The sequence below is a fragment of the Actinomadura macrotermitis genome (assembly GCF_009604375.1).
Lineage (GTDB): Bacteria > Actinomycetota > Actinomycetes > Streptosporangiales > Streptosporangiaceae > Spirillospora > Spirillospora macrotermitis.
Genome location: NZ_WEGH01000006.1, coordinates 71301 through 92963, shown reverse-complemented (window position 1 = coordinate 92963; position 21663 = coordinate 71301). Strand labels below are relative to the sequence as shown.

Sequence of the window (21663 nt, the reverse complement as noted above, 5' to 3'; positions counted from 1 at the left end):
CCCCGGCCGGGCCGCCCCGGGGCGGTGGGCGGTGAGCTTCTTCCGGCGGATCGGCGAGACCCGCCTGTACGAGGGCCCGCCCGAACCCGATCCGCGCCACCGCTGGCTCGGATACCTGCTGCCCGAGGCGGCCCCGCCGGTGCAGGGCCTCGATCTCGACGAGGCCCTGCACCGGGCGGCCGGCTCGTTCGTCTTCGCCACCGCGGCGCCCGACCTGGCCTCGGACGCGGCCGTGCACCGCCTCGTCGAGGGCGTCGGCGGGCTCGTCGGGGGCACGCGGGCGATCGTCTGGCTGCCCGACCCCGCCGCGATCCCCGGCGCGCCGAACGTCGTCATGGGCATCGACCGCGCGGGCGGCGCCGTGGCGGCGGGCGGCGCCGACGTCCCGCTGGTCCGGGGCCTGAAGCTGGACGTCCTCGGCGGCGCGGCCCTCGACCTGGCCGGGGAGGCGCTGCGGGTGCGCGGCTCCGGCGCGATCTCCTTCGCCGGGCCGGCCGCGCCGGCCGCCCACCAGGTGTCGCTGGCCGAACTGCCGTTCACCGGGCCGGCGCGCGGCTGCCTGGTCTTCACCGCCTACCTGCAGCGGCTGTCGCTGCACGACGCGTGGGGCTGGGGCTTCCAGTTCGCCGTCCCGGCCGCCGGCTCCGTCAGCCCGGTGAGCGCGCTGTGGCTGCCGCTGGCCTCGGGGAGCAGGCCGTCGGGCGCCGACCTGATCGGCTTCACCGCGGCGGTGGACCCCGCCGACCCGGTGAACGCGGTCCTGCCCGCCCGCACCGCGCTGGCGTTCACCGGCGAGAACTTCGACGGCGGGCCGACGGTGCTCGAATCGTCCTTCCGCACCGACACGGGCGCGAAGATCCGGCTGGCGCCCGTCCCCGGGCCGCTCACCGCGCACCCGGACGCCGGGCACCTGGTGTTCAACCCCGGCGTCGCGGGCACGGCGGAGCGGTTCCGCCCGTTCCAGGCCGCTCCGGGAGGCGCGTACACGCTGCAGGTCCCGCAGCGGGAGAGCGCCGCCCACCGGCTGCTGTGCGGCCTGGGCGGCACCGAGCACATCGCCTTCCGCCACGGCGACCGCCTCGTCTTCACCCCGCGCAGCCCGGCGTACGTGCCCGGCTACCCGTTCCCGGAGGCGTCGCCGGTCGGGCCGCCGGCCGACCCGGCCGCGCCGCTGATGGACGACGCGTACCGCACCTCGTGGGCGAGCCTGGTCCCGGCCGGCGAGGGCGGGACGACCCGGTACGTCGCGCAGCCGCGCGGCGCGTCGCTGTACGGCCGGGACACCCTGACCTACCCGGCGTTCCACACCCTCTTCGGGAACGTGGAGACCGGCGTGACGCTGCACCGCGACACCGTGTTCCCGCTCGCCCCCTACGCCGGGGCGCACACGCAGGCGAACGGCGGCGAGTGGTCCCGCGACCGGATCGAGGAGGTCGAGCGCACCGCGATCGCGCCCACCCGCCGGAAGCGGATCGGCGAGCAGCCGGTCCCGCCGGACGGCCCGCCCGGGCCCGGCCCTGCCCCCGGGACGGTGGTGACGACGCCCGCCGGGCAGCTGGTCACCGTGGGCGAGGACGGCCGCTGGAGCCGCATCCTCCTCGGCCAGAACAACGACCCGGCACCGCGCCGGATGTGCTTCTGCCACCCGGGCCCTGAGCTGCAGCAGGCGTTCCAGTCCAGCGAGCTGTTCCTCGTCGCGGCCAACGCCACCCGGCTCGGGCGGCTCACCGGCGCCGGCGACGGCGGCTGCACCGGCGGCGCGGAGTTCCAGAACGCCATGAACATCGGCGAGTGGGAGTTCGCCGCCGACGTCGGGCGCAACCGCTACGACGACTACGGCAACGTCCTCATCGTGAAGGGCCGGGAGGGCCCGCTGTACCGGCCCGGACCGGACGGCGGGGACGGCCTGGTCTGCAACCCGGAGCGCTGGACGCAGCGGGCGGACTTCGCCGCGCCGAGCGACCTCGTTCCAGGGGCCGGGCCGCCGCCGGACGAACGGGTCGGCCCGCCCGACCCCGCCGAGCTCGTGGTGCTGTCGGGCTGGCTGCAGCGCTACTTCGCCGCCGCGGCGGAACGCACCGAGCCGCACTTCGCCCGCTTCAACGCCCTGGCCCGCGACGCCGCGTGGACCGGCGTGCTGGTGCTGCGCATGCGGATCGCCGACCTGCCGGCCGACCTGGCCGGGGTCGTCGCCGGCGTCGCCGACCCGGACCGGCTGCACGCGCACCACTTCGGCATCGAGGTCACCCAGATCCGCAACGACCCGGACGCCCCGGTGATCGAACCGGCCGGCGACAGCTCGATGTTCGGGCTCATCGACTACGCCGACCCCGCCTTCGTCCCGCCCGCCCCCGGCGCGACGCCGCGGCCGGTGCCGCCGCTGCAGGGCGCCGACCACGACTTCCGGCTGCTGAGCCTGCGCGCGGTGTTCGCCGGCACCGCCGTCCAGGAGTTCGAGTCGTGGGCGCAGCTCACCGTCGGCCGCCTCTTCGGGATGCGGGTCGCGGGGATGGGGGAGGGCGGCAACCCGTTCAACACCATCGTGCTGCGCGGGCACTACCAGAACGACGGCTCCCGGCCCGTGCACAGCCTCACCGGGGCCGCGCCGGCGACGTTCCTGTTCCCGCCCGGGGCCGCGGTGGACAAGGTGGAGATCACCGGGGTGCGGATGTCGACCCGCGACCCGGGCGACGCGGCGGCCGGCCGGGACGTCGTCTCCTGGTTCGACCTGTCGGGGCACCTCGCCCTGAAGGCGCTGCGGCAGGGCGACGGCGAGCCGTTCGACGTGCTGTCCTTCGGCGGCGAGGGGACGGCCGGCCCGCGCCAGGGCCTGGCCTTCGCGGGCCTCGGCGTCCGGATGGCGTTCCCGCCGGCGGACCCGGCGCGGCGCGCGTTCGCGTCCGAGCTGGGCGAGGTGCGCTTCGACCTCGACACCAGCACCCCGCGCCGGGACAGTCTCTTCCGCGACTACGCGCTGAACCTGCGCGCCCTCGTCCACGGCGGGCCGGACAGCCAGCCCGAGGCCGCTGGATACCTGCCGGTCGTCACCGGGGCGCCGCTGACGGGGGTGGCGGGCGGCCCCTGGTGCGGTCTGGTCTACGAGCTGGACCTCGGCACGCCGGGCCAGCTCGCCGGCGAGGTGGGCCTGGTCGCCCGGCTGCTCACCGCGTGGTCCACCGGCGACGACGCCGCCGGCGACACGGCCTCGCAGCGCGTCATGGTCGGGCTCGGCCTGCCCGGCACGAAGGGCGGCGCGACCCTGTTCAGCCTGGAGAACGTCCTGAAGGTGTCGGTCGGCCGGATCCGGCTGGATCGGGCCGTGAGCAGCGGAACGCCGCCGCGCAAGGGCTTCCTGCTGACCATGGACGACATCGCGCTGCGCTTCCTCGGGCTGGTCGGCATCCCGCCCGGCGGCTCGTCCTCGTTCTTCCTCTTCGGCGACCAGGACACCGCGGGCCCCGGCGGCCTCGGCTGGTACGCCCTCTACCGCCGCAAGAAGGCCGCGGCCGGCCCGGCGCCGGTCCGGCCGCCCATCATGGAAAGCGAGCAGGACCGGTAATGGAGCTGGCAGCCACCGAGACGATCATCGCCGTCGGACAACAGAACGACGCGGCCACCTCCGAACTGGACGTCGAGCTCGCCAGGTTCTTCACGGGGACGACCGTCCGCTTCTACGCCGCCGTCGGCGGCGGTTTCGGCCACCAGGCCGGAACGGTCCTGCTGCTCAAGAAGTTCGTCGGGCGCGGACTGCTGCAGGACGTGGAGTTGGTCTACGGCGATCCGGAGATCCTGGCGAAGCTGCGCACCCTCCTGCCGCAGATCGAGGAAGGGGAGACGCCGCCGCCGTTCGTCTTGCAAGTCGGCGACAGGGCGGCGAATGTCGCCCTGGTGTCGCGGCAAGAGGTCCAACGCCTCCCGGTGGTCAAGTTCGCGATCAGCGGTGGTTGCGACCACACCCCGGACGCGCTCAAGAGGCTGGCGGTGGAGCTCAGGACCGAGCTCATGATGGTGCTGCAGCCGTACGGCTGGGAGAAGGAGGGCGGCAGTCAGGGGCAGAGCTCGGTGTACTTCCCTGCTGCGTCCGAGCCGCGGTACGTCGATCTCGGCTCCGTGGTCAGGCACATCGATGCCCGGCTGTACCGGTGGCCCTCGATCGAGATATCGGACACGGAGTGGGGGCTCCTCGAACAGCTGGCGGGGCAGCGGGAGAGGATCAGGGCCGCTCGTGCGCTCCTGGACGCGGTACGCGCTGACAGGTTGTTCTGCCCCATCTACGGCATCAGCGACCTGTCCCACCGCAAGGCCGGCGGTACACCCCCTCCGTCGACGATCCTCTTCAACACCGCGGCGACGATCCGCAGGCTCCAAGAGCAGGACAGCCGGTACCGCAAGGGCGCGGTGATCCTGTGCCTGAGCGAGATCGGCAGCTGGAGGATGTCCAAGGGGTGGCTCGACGGGTCGATCCCTCTCGACGGGGCGGCCGGGCGGTTCTTCCAGGAGTACATCAAGCCCGGCGGCGTGCCGAAGGTCTTCGTGCGGGAGGATCTGGCCGACGCCGACGAGATCAAGGCGGCGATCGACGCCCTGCAGCCCGACCAGGTGCTCATCCTGAACCTGCACAGCCTGCCGCAGGGAGTCTTCAACCTGCTGTACGGAAAGGCGTCCTTCCCCTGCATGTTCGAGGGTGCGGGCACCGCCGGGCTCGTGATCCCGTTCGGGACGCCGTACTTCCGCTTCACATACAACTATCCGGAACTGCCGTTCGGGGCGTTGCAGACGGTGGAGGGAATGGCGGCCCAGGGGATCACCAGGGAGATCCTCTTGCGGCCCGGCGCCTGGAGTGACGGCAATGCCATCCCGCCGAACCTGCTGGCCGAATACATCACGCTGGCCTACACCGAGGACTCGCCCCTCGAACGCTACTACCGGCAGTTCCGTGAGTTCCTGAACGCGTGCCCGGAAGAGGAGAAACTGCAGGCGGCACTGCAGTGGGTGTTCACCAGCCGACAGTACAGGGAGAGCAAGTTCTCGGCCGGCGCGCGGCCGCTGCGGGAGTCGGCCCTGGAGCGGGTGTACCGCGACCTGACCGCCAACCTCGACGCGCAGGGGAACCTCGCCCTGGCCCCCGGAGCCTTCTCGTCCGGCCCCCTGGCGAAGCTGTACGAGAGCATGTCCGGCCAGGGCCGCATGGTCCTGGCCGAGGCCGAGGTGCGGCCGCCGGGCGAGGGGAAGGTCGAGGCCCGCGGCCGGGCGGCGGGCGTCCTCGGCCTGGCGCAGGCGGACGTGGCGCTGGTCTTCACCGAGGGCGACAGCGGGCTGGTGGGCACGATCCGGGTGGAGCCCGGCGGCGACGCCGGGGTCTGGAGCCTCACCGGCGCGCCCTGGTTCCCGCTCAAGGAGCCGTTCCTGCGGGTGGTGCAGCCCGCCGACCCGGCCGCGGTGGTCAGCGGCTCGGTGGGCGCGTCGATCCCGCTGCCCGGCGCGGCCGACGGGGCGTCCGCCGCGCACGTCACGCTGTCGGTGCCGCCGGTGGCGGGCCGCTGGGTGTTCGAGGCCGCGTTCACCGCCCCCGGTCCCGGCCTGGCGCGGCTGTTCGGGCTGCTCGGCGGCGTCAACCTCGCCGCCGCGCTGCCCGCGCCGCTGAACGCGGCCGCCGACCTGGCCGTCCGCCGGTTCCAGATCGCCTACGGCGTGACGTCGCGCGAGGTGGAGTCCTTCTCGGTGCGGTTCGGCACGACCGAGCCGTGGCCGCTCGTCGGCAACGTCGTGCTGGCCGACCTGGAGATCACGGCGAACGTCGCCGAGCCCGGCCGGCCGGCCCGGCGCCGGACCGGTCTGGAGGTGACCGGCGCGTTCCAGCTCGGCCCCGGCGCGGTCCGGGTGTCGGCGCGGCTGCCCGAGCAGGTCTTCCTCGGCACGCTGGTCCCGCCCGCGGACGCCGGCGAGCACGTCCGCATCGGCGACGTGGTGGCGCTGTTCCTGCCGGCGGGCCGCTCCGTGCCGGTCGACGGCGCGGTGACCCTCTTCGACTTCCAGTACAACCGCCCGGCCGGGGTCTGGAGCGTGGCCTGCGGCGTCCAGGCCGACTGGCCGGTCCCGCCCGCCCCCGCGCGCCCCTGGTTCACGATCGAGAACCTGGAGTTCGCGGCGCGCGGCGACGCGTCCGGGATCGAGGGGCGGTTCGGCGGGACGGTCCTGGTCCTGCCGGATTCGGCGAAGATCACGCTGGCCGTCGAGGCGTCCTACGCCAAGGACACCGGCTGGTGCTTCGAGGGCCGGCAGACCGGCGGCGCGGTGCCGCTCGGCGACCTGCTGGCCGCGTACACCGGCTGGAAGACCGACGTGAAGTACGGGATCGCGAACCTGGAGCTGAGGATCGCGACCGGGACCGGCTCATGGGTGTTCGGCGGCGGCACCGCCGAGCCCTGGAGCCTGCCGTTCCTGCCCGGGAGCCCCCTGCTCACCGGGCGGCTGCGGCTCGGCTACAACGCCCCCGCGCCCGCCGGCCCCGGCCCGGCCGTCCCCGCGCCCGGGTACTTCGCGCGGCTGGAGACCGAGGTGGCGTGGGAGGGCGTCCGGCTCGGCGTGTGGTGGGACTACAACCCCGAGGTGAACGCGTTCGGCATCACCTGGAACGGGCTGCAGGGCAAGATCACCGGCCCGGCGAAGGACACCGGCGACTACACCGCCGAGCTGGGGCTGGCGGCGGACGCCACGCTCGGCTCGGTCATCGAGGCCATGGTCTCCTGGGTGACCGGGCAGCGGTTCGCGCTCGCGGCACCGTGGTCGTTCCTCAACGCGGTCAGGCCGGGCGACCTGGCCCTCACCTACCGGTTCAACCCCGCCGACCGCTCCCACAACCAGATCGGCTTCAAGATCGGCATCGGGCCGATCGACGTCGGGTTCGCCCGCATCGACGGCATCGGCGTCACCTACCAGAGCACCGGACCCGACCGGGGCGTGCTGGTGACGCTGAACGGCTTCTTCCCGTGGAACGTCGGGGCGGACGCGGTGGGCGACACCGGCAGCCTCGGCCCGTGGGACGCCAGCAAGCCCGGCACCGCGCCCGCACCGCCCGGCCGGGGCGGCAAGTACCTCGACCTGCGGCTGCTCGCGCTCGGCCAGCACATCGACGTCCCCGGCCTGGCGCAGGACGACACGGTCATGAAGGCGGTCCGGCGGCTGTCGGAGCTGCCCGCCCCGGTGGCCGGCGACATCCCGGACGTCCGGCTCGACCGGGCGGTGTCCTGGACGGCCGGCCTCGACCTCGGCATCCTGCGCGTCGAGGGCGGCGAGAAGGCGCCGGACGCGCGGGACGCGCGCGACGGCGCGGAGCCCCTGCCCGCCTACCTGCTGAACGGGCAGGTCGTCTTCTGCGACCCGCGCCTGTACGGGCTCCGGCTGGCGCTGGACGGCCCGGCCGCCAAGGTCTTCAAGGGGCTGGCCCTGGAGGTGATGTACCGGCAGATCAGCGACACCGTCGGGGTGTACCAGGCCGAGATCGCGCTGCCCGAGCGGATGCGGCGCCTCAGCATCGGCGCGTACACGCTCACGCTGCCGCTGTTCGCCATCGCGGTCTACACCAACGGCGACTTCCTGGTCGACGTCGGCTTCCCCCGCAACATGGACTTCTCGCGCTCGTTCACGATCGAGGCCATCGTCTACCCGGGCATCCCGCTGCTCGGCGCGGGCGGCTTCTACCTGGGCAAGCTGTCGAGCGCCACGACCGACCTGGTGCCGAAGGCCGTGAACGGCACCTTCAACCCGGTGATCGTCTTCGGGCTCGGGCTGCGGGCCGGGTTCGGCAAGTCGGTGGAGTACGGGCCGCTGCGGGCCGGGTTCGACCTCACCATCGCCGGCGTCCTGGAGGGCGTCGTCGGCAAGTGGAACCCCTACCGGCCGGACGCGGGCGGCGCGGTGGCGCGGGCCGGGGCCTCCGACCAGGTCCAGGGGAGCTACTACTTCCTGGTGCGCGGCACGGTGGGCCTGCTCGGCCGGCTGTACGGGTCGGTCGACTTCGCCGTGGTCAAGGCCGACGTCGACGTGCGGATCAGCGCGCTGGCCGAGATCGTCTACGAGTCCTTCGCGGCGCTGTCGCTCAGCCTGGTGCTGTCGGTCGACGCCTCGGCCGGCATCCGGATCGACCTCGGCCTGTTCACCGTCAAGATCAGCTTCCGGTTCTCGCTGCGGCTGAAGCAGACCTTCACCATCGACAACCCCGGCACGCCGCCGTGGCGCACGGCGGGCGCGCCCCGGCCGGGGGTCCTCGGCGGCCCCGCCGGCCGCCGGCTGCGGATGCGCCGCGAGCTCGCCGCGGCCGGCCGCCGGACGGCCCGCCCGCCGGCGTGGGGCAACCTGCTGCCCCCGGCCGAGCCCGCCAGGCTGACCGGCTACGCGGTCCCGGGCCTCACCCTCGCCCGGGACGAGTGGGCGGCCGCGGGGCGGGCGGAGCAGCCGCCCTGCTGGGTGGCGATGCTGCTCGTCGAGTCGGTGCCGCCCGTGGACGAGGCCATGGCCGCCGGACCCGCCGACGGCTCCGCCGGCGACACCTCCTTCGAGGCGCTGTGCAAGGGCGTCCTGCGCTGGGTGGTCGCGGCGGTCCAGGACGGCCCGCGCACCGCCGGGCAGATCGACGACCTCGTGGTGGACGAACTGGACCTGGCGCACCTGCTGGACGAGGTCCTCGTCAGCGGCGACGCCGCGCCGGCCCCGATCCCCGCCGACGCGGTGGAGCGGTTCCTGACCGGCTCCTTCCGGCTCACCGCGCGCGTTCCCGGAAGCGGCGCGCCCGAGGCCGGCGAGGCGGCGGAGCAGAACGCGGCGTATCTGCCCGTCCCGCCCTCCCTCGTCCTCGACGTGCCGGCGTACGGTTCCCGGCCGGGCACCCGGTACGCGTTCGGCTCCTACAACACCGTCGACGGGCGGGCGCTCGCCCGGCTCCGCTCCTACTTCGCCGAACTGGCCGTGCAGGTCTCCGAGGAGCCCCCGGCCCGACCCGGCGCGGTCTCGGAGTCGTCCCTGTCGATGGCCGGCTGGGTCTTCAGCGACTACTTCCTGCTGCTCGCGCGGCAGATGGTCCAGGCGGTGCGCGACGGGCTGCGCCTGTTCAAATACCCGGTCGACCCGGAGGCGACGCCGCTGGACGCGGTGCGCTGGATCAACGAGAACCGGGAGGCGCCGGGGTCCGAGCCGGTCCCCGCCTACACCGTCGCCGACCTGTTCACCGCCAACGCCTCCCACCCGCTCCAGCCCGCCCAGGCCCTGACGATCGGCGTGACCTGCCGCGCCGGTGAGGACGACACCTGCACCACGCTCGCCCAGCGGCACCAGGACGCGGTGTCCGGCGCCGAAATCGCGGCGGCCAACGCCGCCGCGCCCGGCCTGCTGCGTCCGGGCGCGGTGGTCGCCCTGCCCGGCGGGCGCGCCCACACCGTCCGGGCCGGCGACACCCTCATCGGCGTCGCCGCCGCCCTCGGAACGCGCTACACCGAGCTGGTCACCGGATCCGGGCTGCTGGACCAGACGGGCCTGCTGTTCCCGGGCGCCGAGTTCCTCGTCCCGCTGGTGACGTGCGAGGCCGGCGCGGGGGCCACGTTCGCCGAGGTGGCCGGATGCGCGGCCTACGCCGGCGCGTTCACCGCCGCCGACCTGGCCAGGCGCAACGGCGGGCGCGCGGTGCTGCGCCCCGGCGCCCTGGTGCCGTTCCCCAACCGGGAGCCGTACCAGGTCCGGCCGGGCGACGTGCTGGGCGACGTCGCGGCGAACCTGGGCGTCTCGCTGGACGAGCTGATCGCCGAGGGCGGCGTCCTCACCGCCCCGGACCTGATCGCGCCCATGGCGTCCCTGGCCGTGCCGGTGTTCGGGCACGTCACCGCCGCCGGGGACGCCTTCGACACGCTCGGCTCGGTGGCGGCCCGCTTCGGCGTGACCGCCGCGACGCTCGGCGAGCAGCCGGCCAACGGCGAGGCCGCCGGCCTGTTCGCGGACCGCGACGCCGCCGGGACCCCGGCCCCTTACCTGGACGTGCCGCACCTGACCCGGTTCCGGCTCGGCGAGCTGATCGCCGAGGCGCAGCGGACGTTCGCGATCCGGCAGCTGTCGGCTCTCGCGTCGCGGTACTGCCTGCACGGGATGCGGCTGCCGACCGAGGGCGTCGAGCCGCGGGCGCGCGGCATGTGGGTCCGGGGAGAGGACGGGGCGCTCCGGCTGCCGCCGCTGGCGGGCCTGCACGCCCTGACCGGCCAGCAGCTGCCGCTGCCGCCGCTGTCCGGCGAGCCGTTCCGCGTCTTCCTGGACCGGGCGGGCGGTCCGGGCTGGCTGCGGTTCGCCGACGCCTCCGGAGCCGGGACCGACCGGCTGGAGTTCACCCTCACGCCCGGCACCGAGGACGCCAGGCGCGTCGCCGGGCTGCGCGAGCAGTACGGGCAGGGCGAGCGGCTGGACATCGGCCTGGAGTCGCTGGGCGCGGACCGGATGGACGAGAGCGCCCCCGCGACCTACCCCTGCTCCAGGCCCGTCCCGTGGCGGAGCCCGGTGCCCGTGCCGCTCCCGTACGGGCCGGCCGCGCCGGATGCGGGCGGGCTGCGCCTGTACCGGCTGCCGGGCGACCTGACCGGCCTGGCGGACCGGTCCGTGCGGGCCTGCGATCCGCGGATGCGGGTCCGCGCCGGCCGCTACGACGAGTCGACGGGCGGCACCGGCACGAGCGACGCCGGGGCCCACGCCTGGGCCACCGCGGTGACCGTCCGGGTGAAGCGGGTCCCGCAGGTCGAGGGCAGCCCGGCCACCGCCTCCACCTACGAGATCACCGGCGTCGGCGACCGGGACGCGGTCCTGCTGGAGCGGCTGCTCCAGCGGTGGGGCGGCGAGCCGGACGCCGCCGCGATCGACCGGCTGGTCCTGGCCTTCCCCGGCGCCGATGACGATCCGGGCCTGGCCAACGACACGCTGCCCCAGGTCACGATGGGCATCGCCCAGGTCGACCTCAGCACCCGCACCCGCCCGCCCGCGACGCCGGTCCGGGCCGCCGCGGAGGACACGGGCCCGCGCCTGCTCAACGACCCGCGCGAGTTCGTCCGGCTCCTGTGGGAGGCGGGCATCACGCGCGGTGGCGGCTTCTACCTCTACTACTTCGCCGCGGCCGAGGGCCGCGGCCTGCCCGAGCGGCTGTTCGCGGGCGGCGACGAGGCCGCGGTGACGCTGCTGGTCCTCTACGCCGCGCCCGCCGCGTCGCCGGACCGCGACCGCGTCGGCTCCTTCATGAACCGCCTGGTGACCTCCGCCGGCATCCCGGACGACGCGACCGTCTTCGCCGAGGCCGACCCGCCCGAACCGCCCGTGCGGGTGCCGGCCACCGCCGGGCTGCGGCTCGGCGACCTGGCCCGGTCCTACTACGGCGACGTCGCCGACCTGGTCGCCGCCAACACCGCCGTACCGCTGGCGGCGGGCGCGCGCATCGTGGTGGACGCGGGCGTCTACCAGGCCCCGCCCGGCGGGATCGCGCTCGCCGACGCCGCCCGCCGGTTCGGCACGACCGTCGAGGCGCTGCGCGCCGCCAACCCGGGCTGGGACGGCGGGCTGCCCGACCCGCTGCGGTTCCCCGACGCGATCCGGCTGCCGCGCCTGGAGCTGACCCCGGGCCAGAGCCCGTTCAGCGGGACGTTCGGCCAGGTCATCGCCGGGTACGGGCAGGGTGCGGCGTCGCTGGCCGCCGCCAACCGCGACGTGCCCGGCCCGTTCCAGCCGGGCCGGGAGATCGTCGTGCCGGGCGGGCCCCGGGTGCGGACCGCCACCGTGCCGCCCGGCGTCGCCGCCGTAGCGGCGGCCCGAAAGGAGCCGCACGAGGTCCCGGCGGGCACGGGCGGCGCCGACTCCGCGCGGCTGTTCCTGCTGAACGCCTTCACGATGCTCGGCTACCGGATCGCGGGCAACGCCGCGTTCACCGGCAGCCGCATCGGGCTGCCCGCCGGGCCGGCGACCGAGCCCGCCGACCCCGCCAACCACGACAAGATCCGGGCCCCGCGCGCGCCGGCCCCCGGCGAGGGCGTCTGGGACTACCGCCAGTCCCTCCCGTACAGCCGGTTCGTCAAACGGGCACAGGGCGATCCCGCGTCCCCGTACGCGGGCGTGGGGGAGATCCTCCAGGTGTCCTTCGGGTGGAACGACGTGTACGGCAACACCGTCACCACGGTCCTGACCGATCCGGAGAACGGCGACCAGGGCCCCTTCGACCAGCCGCCGCTCCTCACCGGCTACACCGACGCGCTCGTGGGACTCGGCCGGTGGGCCTCGGTGTCGTCGAGCTGGCAGGTCCGCGCCGACGACGCGGGCCGCCCGCGCCTGGACCTGCTGCTGGACTTCGACGACAGCCCCTACCAGGGGCTCCTCGAGGCCGCCGCGCCCGGCGCGACGACCGTCGATCTGACCTTCACGGCCCCGCTCGGCCCGGACGGGATCGGCGACACCGCGCACTACGTCTTCGACGAGGACGTCACGGTGGCCTCCGCGACCCTCGGCGGCGACGGGCGCACCGTCCGGCTGACCGTCTCCGCGCTCGCCGCCGGCCACACCTACCACCTGGCGGTGCACGGGCTGGGCTACGCGGGCCAGGGCGGCGCGATCGAGGGCCGCGCCGGGTTCGCCTTCCCCGCCGACGCCCAGGCCCGCACGTCCACGGTCGCCGCCAGGGCCGCCGCCGACGCGGCCGTCTACACCCGGCTGCGAGAGCAGCTGAACGACCCCAACGGCATCGCCTTCGCGGTGCGGACCACCCTGCTGGAGGGCACCGGCGACACGGAGCTGAGCGCCGAGCAGGTCAGGGCGCTGCGCGCCTGGCTGTGCGACGGGGACACCTCGATCCTGGCCTTCCTCGCCGCCCGCGCGGCCTTCGCGTCCGCGGCCCCGGCCCCCGCCGCCGGGCACCCGATCGGGATCATGCTGCCGCCCGGCTCGGTGAACCAGGCGGAGATCTTCCCGCTCCGGGCCGCGTTCCGGCTGGCCCGCACCGGCGGGACGGTCCTCGGCGACCTGGCGACCGTGCCCGGCGTCCGCGAGACGCTCACCCCGGTCGCGCCCTACCGGCACCCGGTCCCGGCCGCGGAGTCCGCCGACGGGTCGCTCGCGCTCACCGAGTTCGCCCGCCGCCTCCAGGCCGCGCTCTCGGACGACAGGCGACTGGTCCAGGTCGCGGTGGGCGTGGACCGGTTCGCCGCGGAGGCCGCGTCCGAGGAGGACGCCCCGGCGGTGTGGGCGGTGCGGGTCGGCCGCGCCCCGGGCACCCCGATCTCCTACGCGGTCAGCGGCGGCGGCCCGGCGGTCTTCGCGCCGCGCCCGCTGTCCACCCACCTGCTGAGCCGCCGCGGCGTCCCGATCCGCGGCTACGCGACCGGCCGCGGACTCGACCCCGTGCCCACCCGGCACGAGGACTTCGCCGAGGCCGACGTCGACGGCTGGTGCCGCACCCTGTTCGGCGCGGTGGACACCCTCCTCACGCCGCGCTTCACCGCCGCCATGCAGGTCGTCGGCGCGCTGGCCGGCGCGGACTTCCTCGGCCGGGCGCTGCGGGTCAAGGAGCGGCTGGCCGCCGACGCCGCCCGGTGGATGATCCCGGCGTTCGACGGCGAGCACGCCGACCCCGCGCACGTCCGCGAGCTGTTCCGCCAGCAGCTGCTGACCGGGCTGCTCGGCGCGTACTCGGTCCGCGCGGCCGTGCAGTTCACCGCCGACGTGCACGCCGGCGTGCCCGGCGACGCCGAGCCGCCCGAGCTGTACGGGCAGCCCGTGCAGCGCCGGCCCGAGACCGCCGACGACGACAGCGCCGCGCCCGTCTCGCTGACCTCGCCGCGGCTCCCGCTGCGCACCGGCGCGGGCGTGCCGCTCGGCTTCCTGGTGACCGCGCCCGACACCGTCCGCGCGGACGGCGCGGTGGTCCCGCGGGTCGACCTGGACGTCCGCTACGAGGCGGACGCGATCGAGCACCAGATCGGCCCGGTCGCCGGGATCGCCGGCCACCGGGCGTCGAGCTGGCTGACCTTCGTCGACCGCGACCCGGCCTGGCCGCTGTCGGCCGACCTCGGCGCCTTCGCGGTCCCGCTGGCGCTCCGCGCCTACCCCGAGAGCCCGACGATGGCCGGCCAGCGGGCGCACCGGCCCGACGACGGCGGCCCGCTGGACCGGGCCCTCCGCTGGGGGTACCGGTTCACCTACACGCTGCCGTTCCACTACCCGCAGGACCGGGTCGTCGCCACCGTGGCGTTCAACGTCGGCGACCAGGGGCCGCTGCAGGACGCCGACGGCGCCTTCGGCCCGCTCGCCGAGTTCGCCACCGTCCACCCCGCCGTCGCCCGGGACCTGGAGGACTTCCTCGCGCCCGTCGACGCCGCCGCCGAACCCGGGCAGGGGGTCACGAACGCGGCGGCGGCCCTGCGCGCCTTCCTCACCCTGGCCGAGGCGGCGGCCGACGCCGGCCTCGCCCCGGCCGCCGGCCGCCCGGCCGTCGCCGGCGGCACGACCTGCGCGTTCACGATCGACGAGGGCTCGGTCGACGCCGGGGCCACGCCGCGGGCGCTGCTGGTCACCGTCACCGGCACGCCGCCGGCCGGCGCCGGCGGGCCCGAGGTCGAGATCGAGGGCTACCAGGCGGTGGAGCACGGCACCGTCGAGCCCGGCCGCCGTGCCTACCTGTACCGCCGCCCCGGCGCGCCCGAGGGCGAGTACCTCACGGCCGCCGCAGGGCAGGCCGTCCCCGGCCGCACGCTGCTCCTCACCGGCCTGCGCCTGCTCGAACAGCAGGACGCGCTGGCGTCGGTGGCCGTCGAGCGCAACCGGGAGCTGGTGCCGGGCCGCCCGTCCGCCGAGCCGTTCGTGTACCGCACGCCCGCCATCCGCGCCGCCGCGCCGCTGCAGCCGTCGGCGGCCGTCGACGAGGTCCTGCCCGTCGAGCTGATCGGGGTCGCGGCCCCCGCGAAACCCGCGCACCGGACGCTGGCGGCACATCTGGAGGCGGTGTTCGCCGCGCTCCTGGAGCACACCGCCGACCCGGCCCTGACCGTCCAGATGGAGGCCACCTACCTCTACCGGGTCAACCCCGACCTCGCCCCGGTGACGCTGCCCCTGCTGATGCAGGCGCCCCTCACCGTCCGGCGCTCCGACGGGAGCCTGACCCGCATGACCACCGGCTGGGCGCAGGCGATCGAGGCGTGGTTCCGCGACCGCTCGCCCGTCTGCGGCGGCGTCCTCGGCTTCGACCTCACGCTCATGACGCACCTGACGGCGCGGCCCATGCCGCTCCTGCGGCTCCGCAACCTGCGGCTGCCCGTCGAGTACGTCATCGACCCGCCGCTGCCCTGCCGCCCGCCGACCGACTGAGGGCACCGAAGGTTGGCGGTTCCTTGGCCGGACACGCGCCCCGGCGCGCGGACCCGGCTCCCGGCGCCCTGGTCGGATGGGACCGTGCACGGGAAAAGCGCGGGGAAGGCCGCGAACTCGGCGGCGTTCGCAGGGCTGCTGTTCCTGCTGCTGCGGCTGCTCGCCGTCACCCACTACGACTGGGAGTCGGCGTTCGCGATGGCCGACACCATCAACTTCGACGACGTGATCGGCGTGCTCATCGGCACCTTCCTGGGCGCCTCCACGCTGACGGGACTGCTGCTGGCGCTGCTGCTGCCGTTCCTCGCCGCGCGCCACTGGGCGCACATCCGCGCCGGCGACTGGTCCCACCTGCAAACGCTCTTCATCCTCGTCATGACGGGGGTGTTCGTCTCGGTCCTGCTCACCTCCCGGAGGTGGACGCTGCTGCTCGTCGTCCTGGCCGCCGGTGCCCTGACCATCGCGGCCCTGCACCGCTCGGGACGCGGAAGCCGCCTGGTCACCGCCGCCTACAGCGCGATCGGCACGCTCCTCGCCGCCGCCCTGCTCGTCCTCGGCGGCCTCACCGACACCGTCTGGGTCCCGCTGGAACGCATCACGCTCACCGACGGCACCACGGTCAAGGGTTATGTGGTCGGCAGCGACCCGGGGTTCGTCAAGGTCCTGCTGGAGGAGGACCGCGCCGTCGAGACCTACGACGACTCCCAGGTCGCCTCCCGCCACGACGCCTAGGTTCCGTCGTCAAACGATGAGGGCGTCGGCCAGCGCGCGCCACTCCGCGTGGGGGACGGCGTCGGGGTCGGTGGGCCGTACGACGAGCACGACCTGGTCGGCGCCCGCTTCGAGGTGGCGTCTCACGCGGGCGGCGACGGTGTCGATGTCGCCCCAGGCGACCAGCCCGTCGAGCAGGCGGTCGCTCGGGCCGGCGATGTCCTCGTCGGTGAAGCCCATCCGGCGCAGGTTCTGCGGGTAGCCGCCGACACGCGTCAGGAAGCCGATGGGCTCGCGGACGGTGTCCCTGGCCAGTCGCGCGTCCTTTTCGAGGACGACGAACTCCATGACGGCCAGGGCCGCCTTGTCGCCCAGGATCCGCCGGGCCTGCGCGGTGAACTCCGGGGTGACCAGCAGCGGCAGCGCGCCGGCCGCACGGTCGCGCGACAGCTCCAGCATCCGCGGACCCAGCGCCGACAGCATGCGGGCACCGGCCGGGACCGGCGGGTCGGCGGTGTCCAGGCGGTCGAGGTAGTCGTTCATCGTGCGCAGCGGGCGGTCGCCGTGCGCTCCGCCCAGCCCGGTGATCAGCCTCCCCGGATCGGTGGCCTCCAGCTCGCGGCGCAGCGCGACCACGTCCTCGGCCGGGTGCATCCAGGCGGGGATGATCGCGCTGCCGACGGGGATCGCCTCGGTCGCCTTGATGACGTCCCGCAGCGGGTCCAGGGTCGCCAGCTGGCCGCCGGCGATCCAGATCGCCGAGTAGCCGAGGCCTTCCAGCATGGCGGCGTCGGCGAGGTGGCCGCCGTCCGCGCGCACGTCCAGGGTGACGCCGATGGGTCCCAGGTCAAGCCGTGTCATCGTGCCAGCACCTCCGCGGTGGGGTCTTTCACCGGACGCCCCGACGCTAATTGCTCAACCAAAGTTGAGGTCAACCGGCCGGTGCAGGCGGGGGGACCATCGCGCCGGGTCCGCCCTGATCCCGGGACCGCCGGGAGGGGACCAGTGACCGCGTGTCGGGTTCGAAGCACACGATGTCCTGCGCCGTGCCGGTCTCCGCCCCTCTCTTTTCGGCCTGCCTGATCTTCTTGGCGCAGTCGCCGACCGGCCAGGTCTTGTTGAGGCGGAGCGCCTCGCTGACATCGGCGGGGGAGACGACGCGCGGTGGCGGGGCGGGCCGCGGGGGAGGGCCGCCGGACGCCTCCTGCGCGCCGGCGGCCAGCAGCGTGACGAGCAGGACGGCTGCGCTGCCCACTCGACGCATCAGACCTCCGGTACCGAACCGATCCCTTCAACGATCATCGGCGAAGCGGCGGACGCGCGCCATGCGCATGACCGCCCCCGGCCACCCCGGCACGGACCTCCCGAACGCGGCCTAGCGGCGCGCGGGCAGCACGTACAGGGTGGTGTTGGATGCGTACGTGCCAAGGGTGCCGCCGCGGTAGTAGAGGACGTCGCCGGCGGCGACCAGGTGACCGGTCTCGAAGTCAGGCGTGCGGGCGACGGTCCGGCCGGTGGCGGGGTCGAGTGAGACCAGGCCGTCGAACGTCGCCATGTGCACGAGCCCGGCGGCGGCGACGGGGCGCTCGTCGCTCGGGGCGGAGTAGTGCTGCTGCCAGCGGACGCCGCCGGTCCGGGCGTCCAGCCCGGCGAGTTGCCCGCCGTCGAGGGCGCACACGGTGCCGCCGACGACGGTGGGCCGTAGATAGTCGCGGTTGATGAGGGCGGCGGACTTGCCCTGGTCGCCGCCCGACGCGTGCTCCCAGCGTTTGCGGCCCGTCGCGGCGTCGAGAGCGAAGATCCGGCCGTCGGGAGCGGCGGTGTAGAGGGTGCCGTCCGCGACGGTGACCCGCCGTCCGCTGCGGCTGGCCCCGCCGCCCGGGTCGGTGTCCGCGGCCCAGCGTTTGCGGCCGGTGGCGGCGTCGAGAGCGACGACGGACGAGTCCAGCGCCGCGAGGTAGACCAGGCCGCCGGACGGCTCGGGCGTCCCGGTCGCCTCAAGGCGGATGTCGGTCTTCCAACGCACCTTCCCGGTGACGGGATCGAGGGCGTGGACGGCGTTGTCGGTGCCCACGAACAGCGTCCCGCGCGCGACGGCCACGCCGCCGGGGATCTCCTTGTCGGAGAGGTAGTGCCAGCGGGTCGCGCCGGTCGCGGCGTCGATGGCGTGCAGGCCGTCCGCGCCGCCGCCGCTCCAGGCCGCGAGGTAGATCAGGCCGCCGGACGTCGCGACGAGCGGATGGGACGGCGCGCCCTTGAGGCTGCGGGTCCAGCGCCGCTGCCCCGTCCGGACGTCCAGCCCGTAGAGGTCCGAGCCCGTGTCGACGACGATCGTGCCGCCGACCTCCGTGATCTCGAACGCGGTGCCCATGTCCAGGGGCTGCGTCCAGCGCTGCGCGCCGGTGCGGGCGCCCAGGGCGAGGATGTCCTTGCCGTCGACGCTCACGAGGACCAGCCCGCCGGCGAGCGCCGGGCCCTGCTGCACGCCCCGTCCCTCGGGCATCCGGTGCTTCCAGAGGTAGCGGGTCTCGTCGTGTTCCCGGTTCGCCACGTCCAGGGCGTAGCCGATCCCGCCGAGGGCGCCCGCGCCCGCCACGGTGCCCGCCGCGCCGAGCAGCACGGCGCGGCGGCTCACCTTGCGGCGCCTGCCGCGTTCGCGGACCGGGGACTGCGGGACGTGCGCGGCGCGCTGGGCGATCTCGGCCGCGAGCGGCGGCGGGAGCCACTGCGTGCCCTGCGGCGCGGCGTGCCGCGGCAGGCGGTCCAGCATCCCGTGCAGGACGTGCCCGACCGGCGGGCGGCGCTCGGGTTCGCGGGCCAGGCAGGCGGTGAGCAGGGCGTGCAGGGCCGGGTCGGTGACGCCGTCCACATGCGGCGTCTCGTTCAGGATGCGGTAGATCATCGCGTGCAGCGGGCCGCTGCCGAACGGGCCCGAGCCCGTCGCGGCGAACGCCAGGACCGCGCCGAGCGAGAACACGTCCCCGGCGGGCCCGGTCTCGCGGCCGGCCGCCTGCTCGGGCGACATGTAGCCGGGCGACCCGACGGCCGTGCCGGACCGGGTGAGCGCCCCGGCGTCGGCGGGCCGCGCGACGCCGAAGTCGATGACGCGGGGGCCGCCCGGTGTGAGCAGGACGTTCGCCGGCTTGAGGTCGCGGTGCACGACCCCGGCCCGGTGGACGGCGGCCAGCCCCTCGGCCAGCGCCGCGCCGAGCGCCGCGACGGCCTGCGGCGGGAACGGCCCGTACCGCGTGACGGCCTCCTCCAGGGACAGGCCCGGCAGGTACGCGGTGACGAGCCACGGGCTGGGGTCGTCGGGCCCGGCGTCGATCACGGCGGCGGTGTAGGCGCCGCTGACCCGTCCGGCGGCGGTGACCTCGCGGCGGAACCGGGCGCGCCAGGCGGGATCGCCCGCCAGGTCGGCGTGCACGACCTTGACGGCGACGGCCTGGCCGCCGGGGGAGCGGGCGAGGTAGACGCGGCCCATGCCGCCCGCGCCGAGCCGGGCCAGCAGCCGGTACGGGCCGAAGCCCTCGGGGTCGTCGGCGTGCAGCGGCTCCATCAGAGGGCCCCCTTCAGGACGTGGACGGACGAGCCGCGCACCGCGTACACGACGCCACCGGACGCGACCGGCGCGACGGGCGAGGCCGGGTACCGCCAGCGCGCCTCGCCGGACGCGTCGTCGATCGCGTAGAGATGGCCGTCGGCGCTGGCGGCGTAGGCGAGCTTGGCCGCGGCGGCGGGCGCGGACGCGATCGCGCCGCCGGTCCAGAAGCGCCAGCGGGGACTTCCCGCGCCGTCCAGCGCGGTGAGCGAGCCCTTCTCGTCGCCGAGGTAGAGCCGGTCCGGGGCCGCGATGGCGGGACGGCCTTGGAAGTGCTGTTCCTTCTCGTCGGGCGATGTCCGGTAGGACCAGCGGGGCTTGCGCTGCGCGAGGTCGTACGACCACAGCTCGCCCTGCGCGAAGCGGCCGCCGTACAGCAGGTCGCCATAGCCGGTGAGGCCGTCGGCGTACGGCTGCGCGATCTCGCCGATGGCGCGGCCCGTGCCGGAGTGCAGGAGCCGGATTGCGCCTCCGGCCGGGACGCAGACGCGGCCGCCCGCGAGGACGGGATCGCCGGGGGAGGGTAGCGCGGCGGACCAGCGGACCTCACCTCCGGCCAGCGCTAAGAGGCGGCCGTTGGCGACGACGTAGACCTGCCCGGCGGCGGCCACGGGGACGGCCTTGCGGCCGAGGTCGCGTTTCCAGCGGGCCTGCCCGTCCATGCCGACCGCGTGCAGGACGCCGTTGTCGCCGACGATGTACGCCGTGTCGTCCGCGATGACCGGGGACGTGCTGAGCGGGGCTCCGGCGGCGTAGCGCCAGAGCTCCCGCTTGCGCTGGAGGTCATGCGCGACGAGAACGCCTTGGCCGGTGGCGACGAGGAGCCGTCCGGCGGCGACGGCGGGCGCCGCCGTCACCGTCCCGCCGGCGGGGAAGCGCGCGATGAGCTTGCCGTCCGGGACCGTGTCGAAGCGCTTCCTGATCCATATGGCGCCGCCCGTCGCGGCGGCGATGCCGAGCGGGACGCCGGCCGTCGTGGCGGCGGCGGCGAGGAACGCGCGCCGCCCGATCCGCCGCCCCTTGCCGTGCTTGCGCGCCGCGTGCTCGGCGATGTCGCGGGCCATCGCGTCCGGCAGCCAGGACACGCCCTGCGGCGCGGTCCCGAACCACTCCAGGAGCTGCTGCGGCGTCGGCCGTCCCGCCGGGTCCTTCGCCAGGCACGCCTCGATCAGCGAGCGGAACCCCGGATCGCCGATGCCGTCGAGCCGGGGCCGCTCGTGGACGACGCGGTAGATCATGACCTCCATCCGGGCGCGCCCGAACGGCCCGGACCCCGTCGCGGCGAACGCCAGGACCGCGCCGAGCGAGAACACGTCCCCGGCGGGCCCGGTCTCCCGTCCCGTCGCCTGCTCGGGCGACATGTAGCCGGGCGACCCGACGACCGCCCCCGCCCGGGTGATCGCGCTGATGTCGGCCGCGTGCGCGATGCCGAAGTCGATGACCTTGGGGCCGTCCGGCGTGAGCATCACGTTGTGCGGCTTGAGGTCGCGGTGCACGATGCCCGCCCGGTGGATCGAGATGAGCGCCTCGGCCAGGCCCGCGCCCAGGGACCGCACGGCCTGCGGCGGGAGCGGCCCGTGCTCCTCGACCACCTCGTTCAGCGGCCGGCCCGGCAGGAACGTCGTGACGAGCCAGGGGCTGCGGGCCTCGGGGTCGGCGTCGATGACCGGCGCCGTGAACGCGCCGCTGACGGCCCGCGCGGTCGTCACCTCGCGCCGGAACCGCGCCCGGAACTGCGGATCGCCCGTGTACCGCTCGTGGATCACCTTGATCGCGACCAGCAGCCCGGCGGGCGACCGGCCGAGGAACACCTGCCCCATCCCGCCCGCGCCCAGCCGCCCGACCAGCTGGTATCCGCCGATCTCGGCCGGATCGTCCGCCTCCAGCGGCGCCATGCCTCACTCCCGTCTCCCGGCGCTGTGAACCATGAGACGTACGGGGCGGCGATTCGGGTCACACCAAAGGAAAATCCCTCGCTTCAGCGC

General features: G+C 75.3%; 7 protein-coding genes. 3 read left to right on the top strand and 4 right to left on the bottom strand.

The genetic code is table 11. The features are described 5' to 3' along the window. Positions 1 to 31 precede the first annotated feature (31 nt). From ACRB68_RS36975 to ACRB68_RS36965, 3 genes are all read left to right on the top strand, one after another. On the top strand, positions 32 to 3559 hold the full coding sequence (locus ACRB68_RS36975; RefSeq protein WP_153541140.1) for a hypothetical protein: 3528 nt from the start codon (positions 32 to 34) through the stop codon (positions 3557 to 3559). Beyond that, entirely contained in the window at positions 3559 to 15366 is an 11808-nt protein-coding gene (locus ACRB68_RS36970) for a LysM peptidoglycan-binding domain-containing protein (RefSeq protein WP_153541138.1), read from the top strand. Before ACRB68_RS36975 ends, ACRB68_RS36970 begins: the two co-directional genes overlap by 1 nt. An 84-nt stretch (positions 15367 to 15450) precedes the next feature. Continuing rightward, positions 15451 to 16098 carry a hypothetical protein gene (locus ACRB68_RS36965; protein ID WP_153541136.1) on the top strand — a complete coding sequence of 216 codons (648 nt, stop codon included), beginning with the start codon at positions 15451 to 15453 and terminating at the stop codon, positions 16096 to 16098. A gap of 9 nt (positions 16099 to 16107) precedes the next feature. Here ACRB68_RS36965 and ACRB68_RS36960 read toward each other — a convergent pair whose 3' ends face one another. From ACRB68_RS36960 to ACRB68_RS36945, 4 genes are all read right to left on the bottom strand, one after another. After that, the gene (locus ACRB68_RS36960) at positions 16108 to 16938 is read right to left on the bottom strand and encodes a TIGR03620 family F420-dependent LLM class oxidoreductase (RefSeq protein WP_153541135.1); all 831 of its coding nucleotides are present in this window, start codon (positions 16936 to 16938) and stop codon (positions 16108 to 16110) included. Between the two features lie 70 nt (positions 16939 to 17008). Further along, a complete protein-coding gene (locus ACRB68_RS36955; RefSeq protein WP_153541133.1) occupies positions 17009 to 17332 on the bottom strand; it encodes a hypothetical protein in 324 nt (107 codons plus the stop codon). Positions 17333 to 17452: 120 nt separating this feature from the next. Continuing rightward, positions 17453 to 19636 (bottom strand): serine/threonine-protein kinase, encoded by a 2184-nt coding sequence (locus ACRB68_RS36950; RefSeq protein WP_153541131.1) that lies wholly within the window; start codon positions 19634 to 19636, stop codon positions 17453 to 17455. Further along, positions 19636 to 21573, bottom strand: a complete 1938-nt coding sequence (locus tag ACRB68_RS36945; protein ID WP_153541129.1) for a protein kinase domain-containing protein — start codon at positions 21571 to 21573, stop codon at positions 19636 to 19638. Before ACRB68_RS36945 ends, ACRB68_RS36950 begins: the two co-directional genes overlap by 1 nt. Positions 21574 to 21663: the final 90 nt, after the last annotated feature.

Bases quoted from the DNA above. Each gene is read 5' to 3' on its own strand.
- ACRB68_RS36970 (WP_153541138.1), top strand. From the start codon at position 3,559: ATGGAGCTGGCAGCCACCGAGACGATCATCGCCGTCGGACAACAGAAC.
- ACRB68_RS36960 (WP_153541135.1), bottom strand. From the start codon at position 16,938: ATGACACGGCTTGACCTGGGACCCATCGGCGTCACCCTGGACGTGCGC.
- ACRB68_RS36950 (WP_153541131.1), bottom strand. From the start codon at position 19,636: ATGGAGCCGCTGCACGCCGACGACCCCGAGGGCTTCGGCCCGTACCGG.
- ACRB68_RS36945 (WP_153541129.1), bottom strand. From the start codon at position 21,573: ATGGCGCCGCTGGAGGCGGACGATCCGGCCGAGATCGGCGGATACCAG.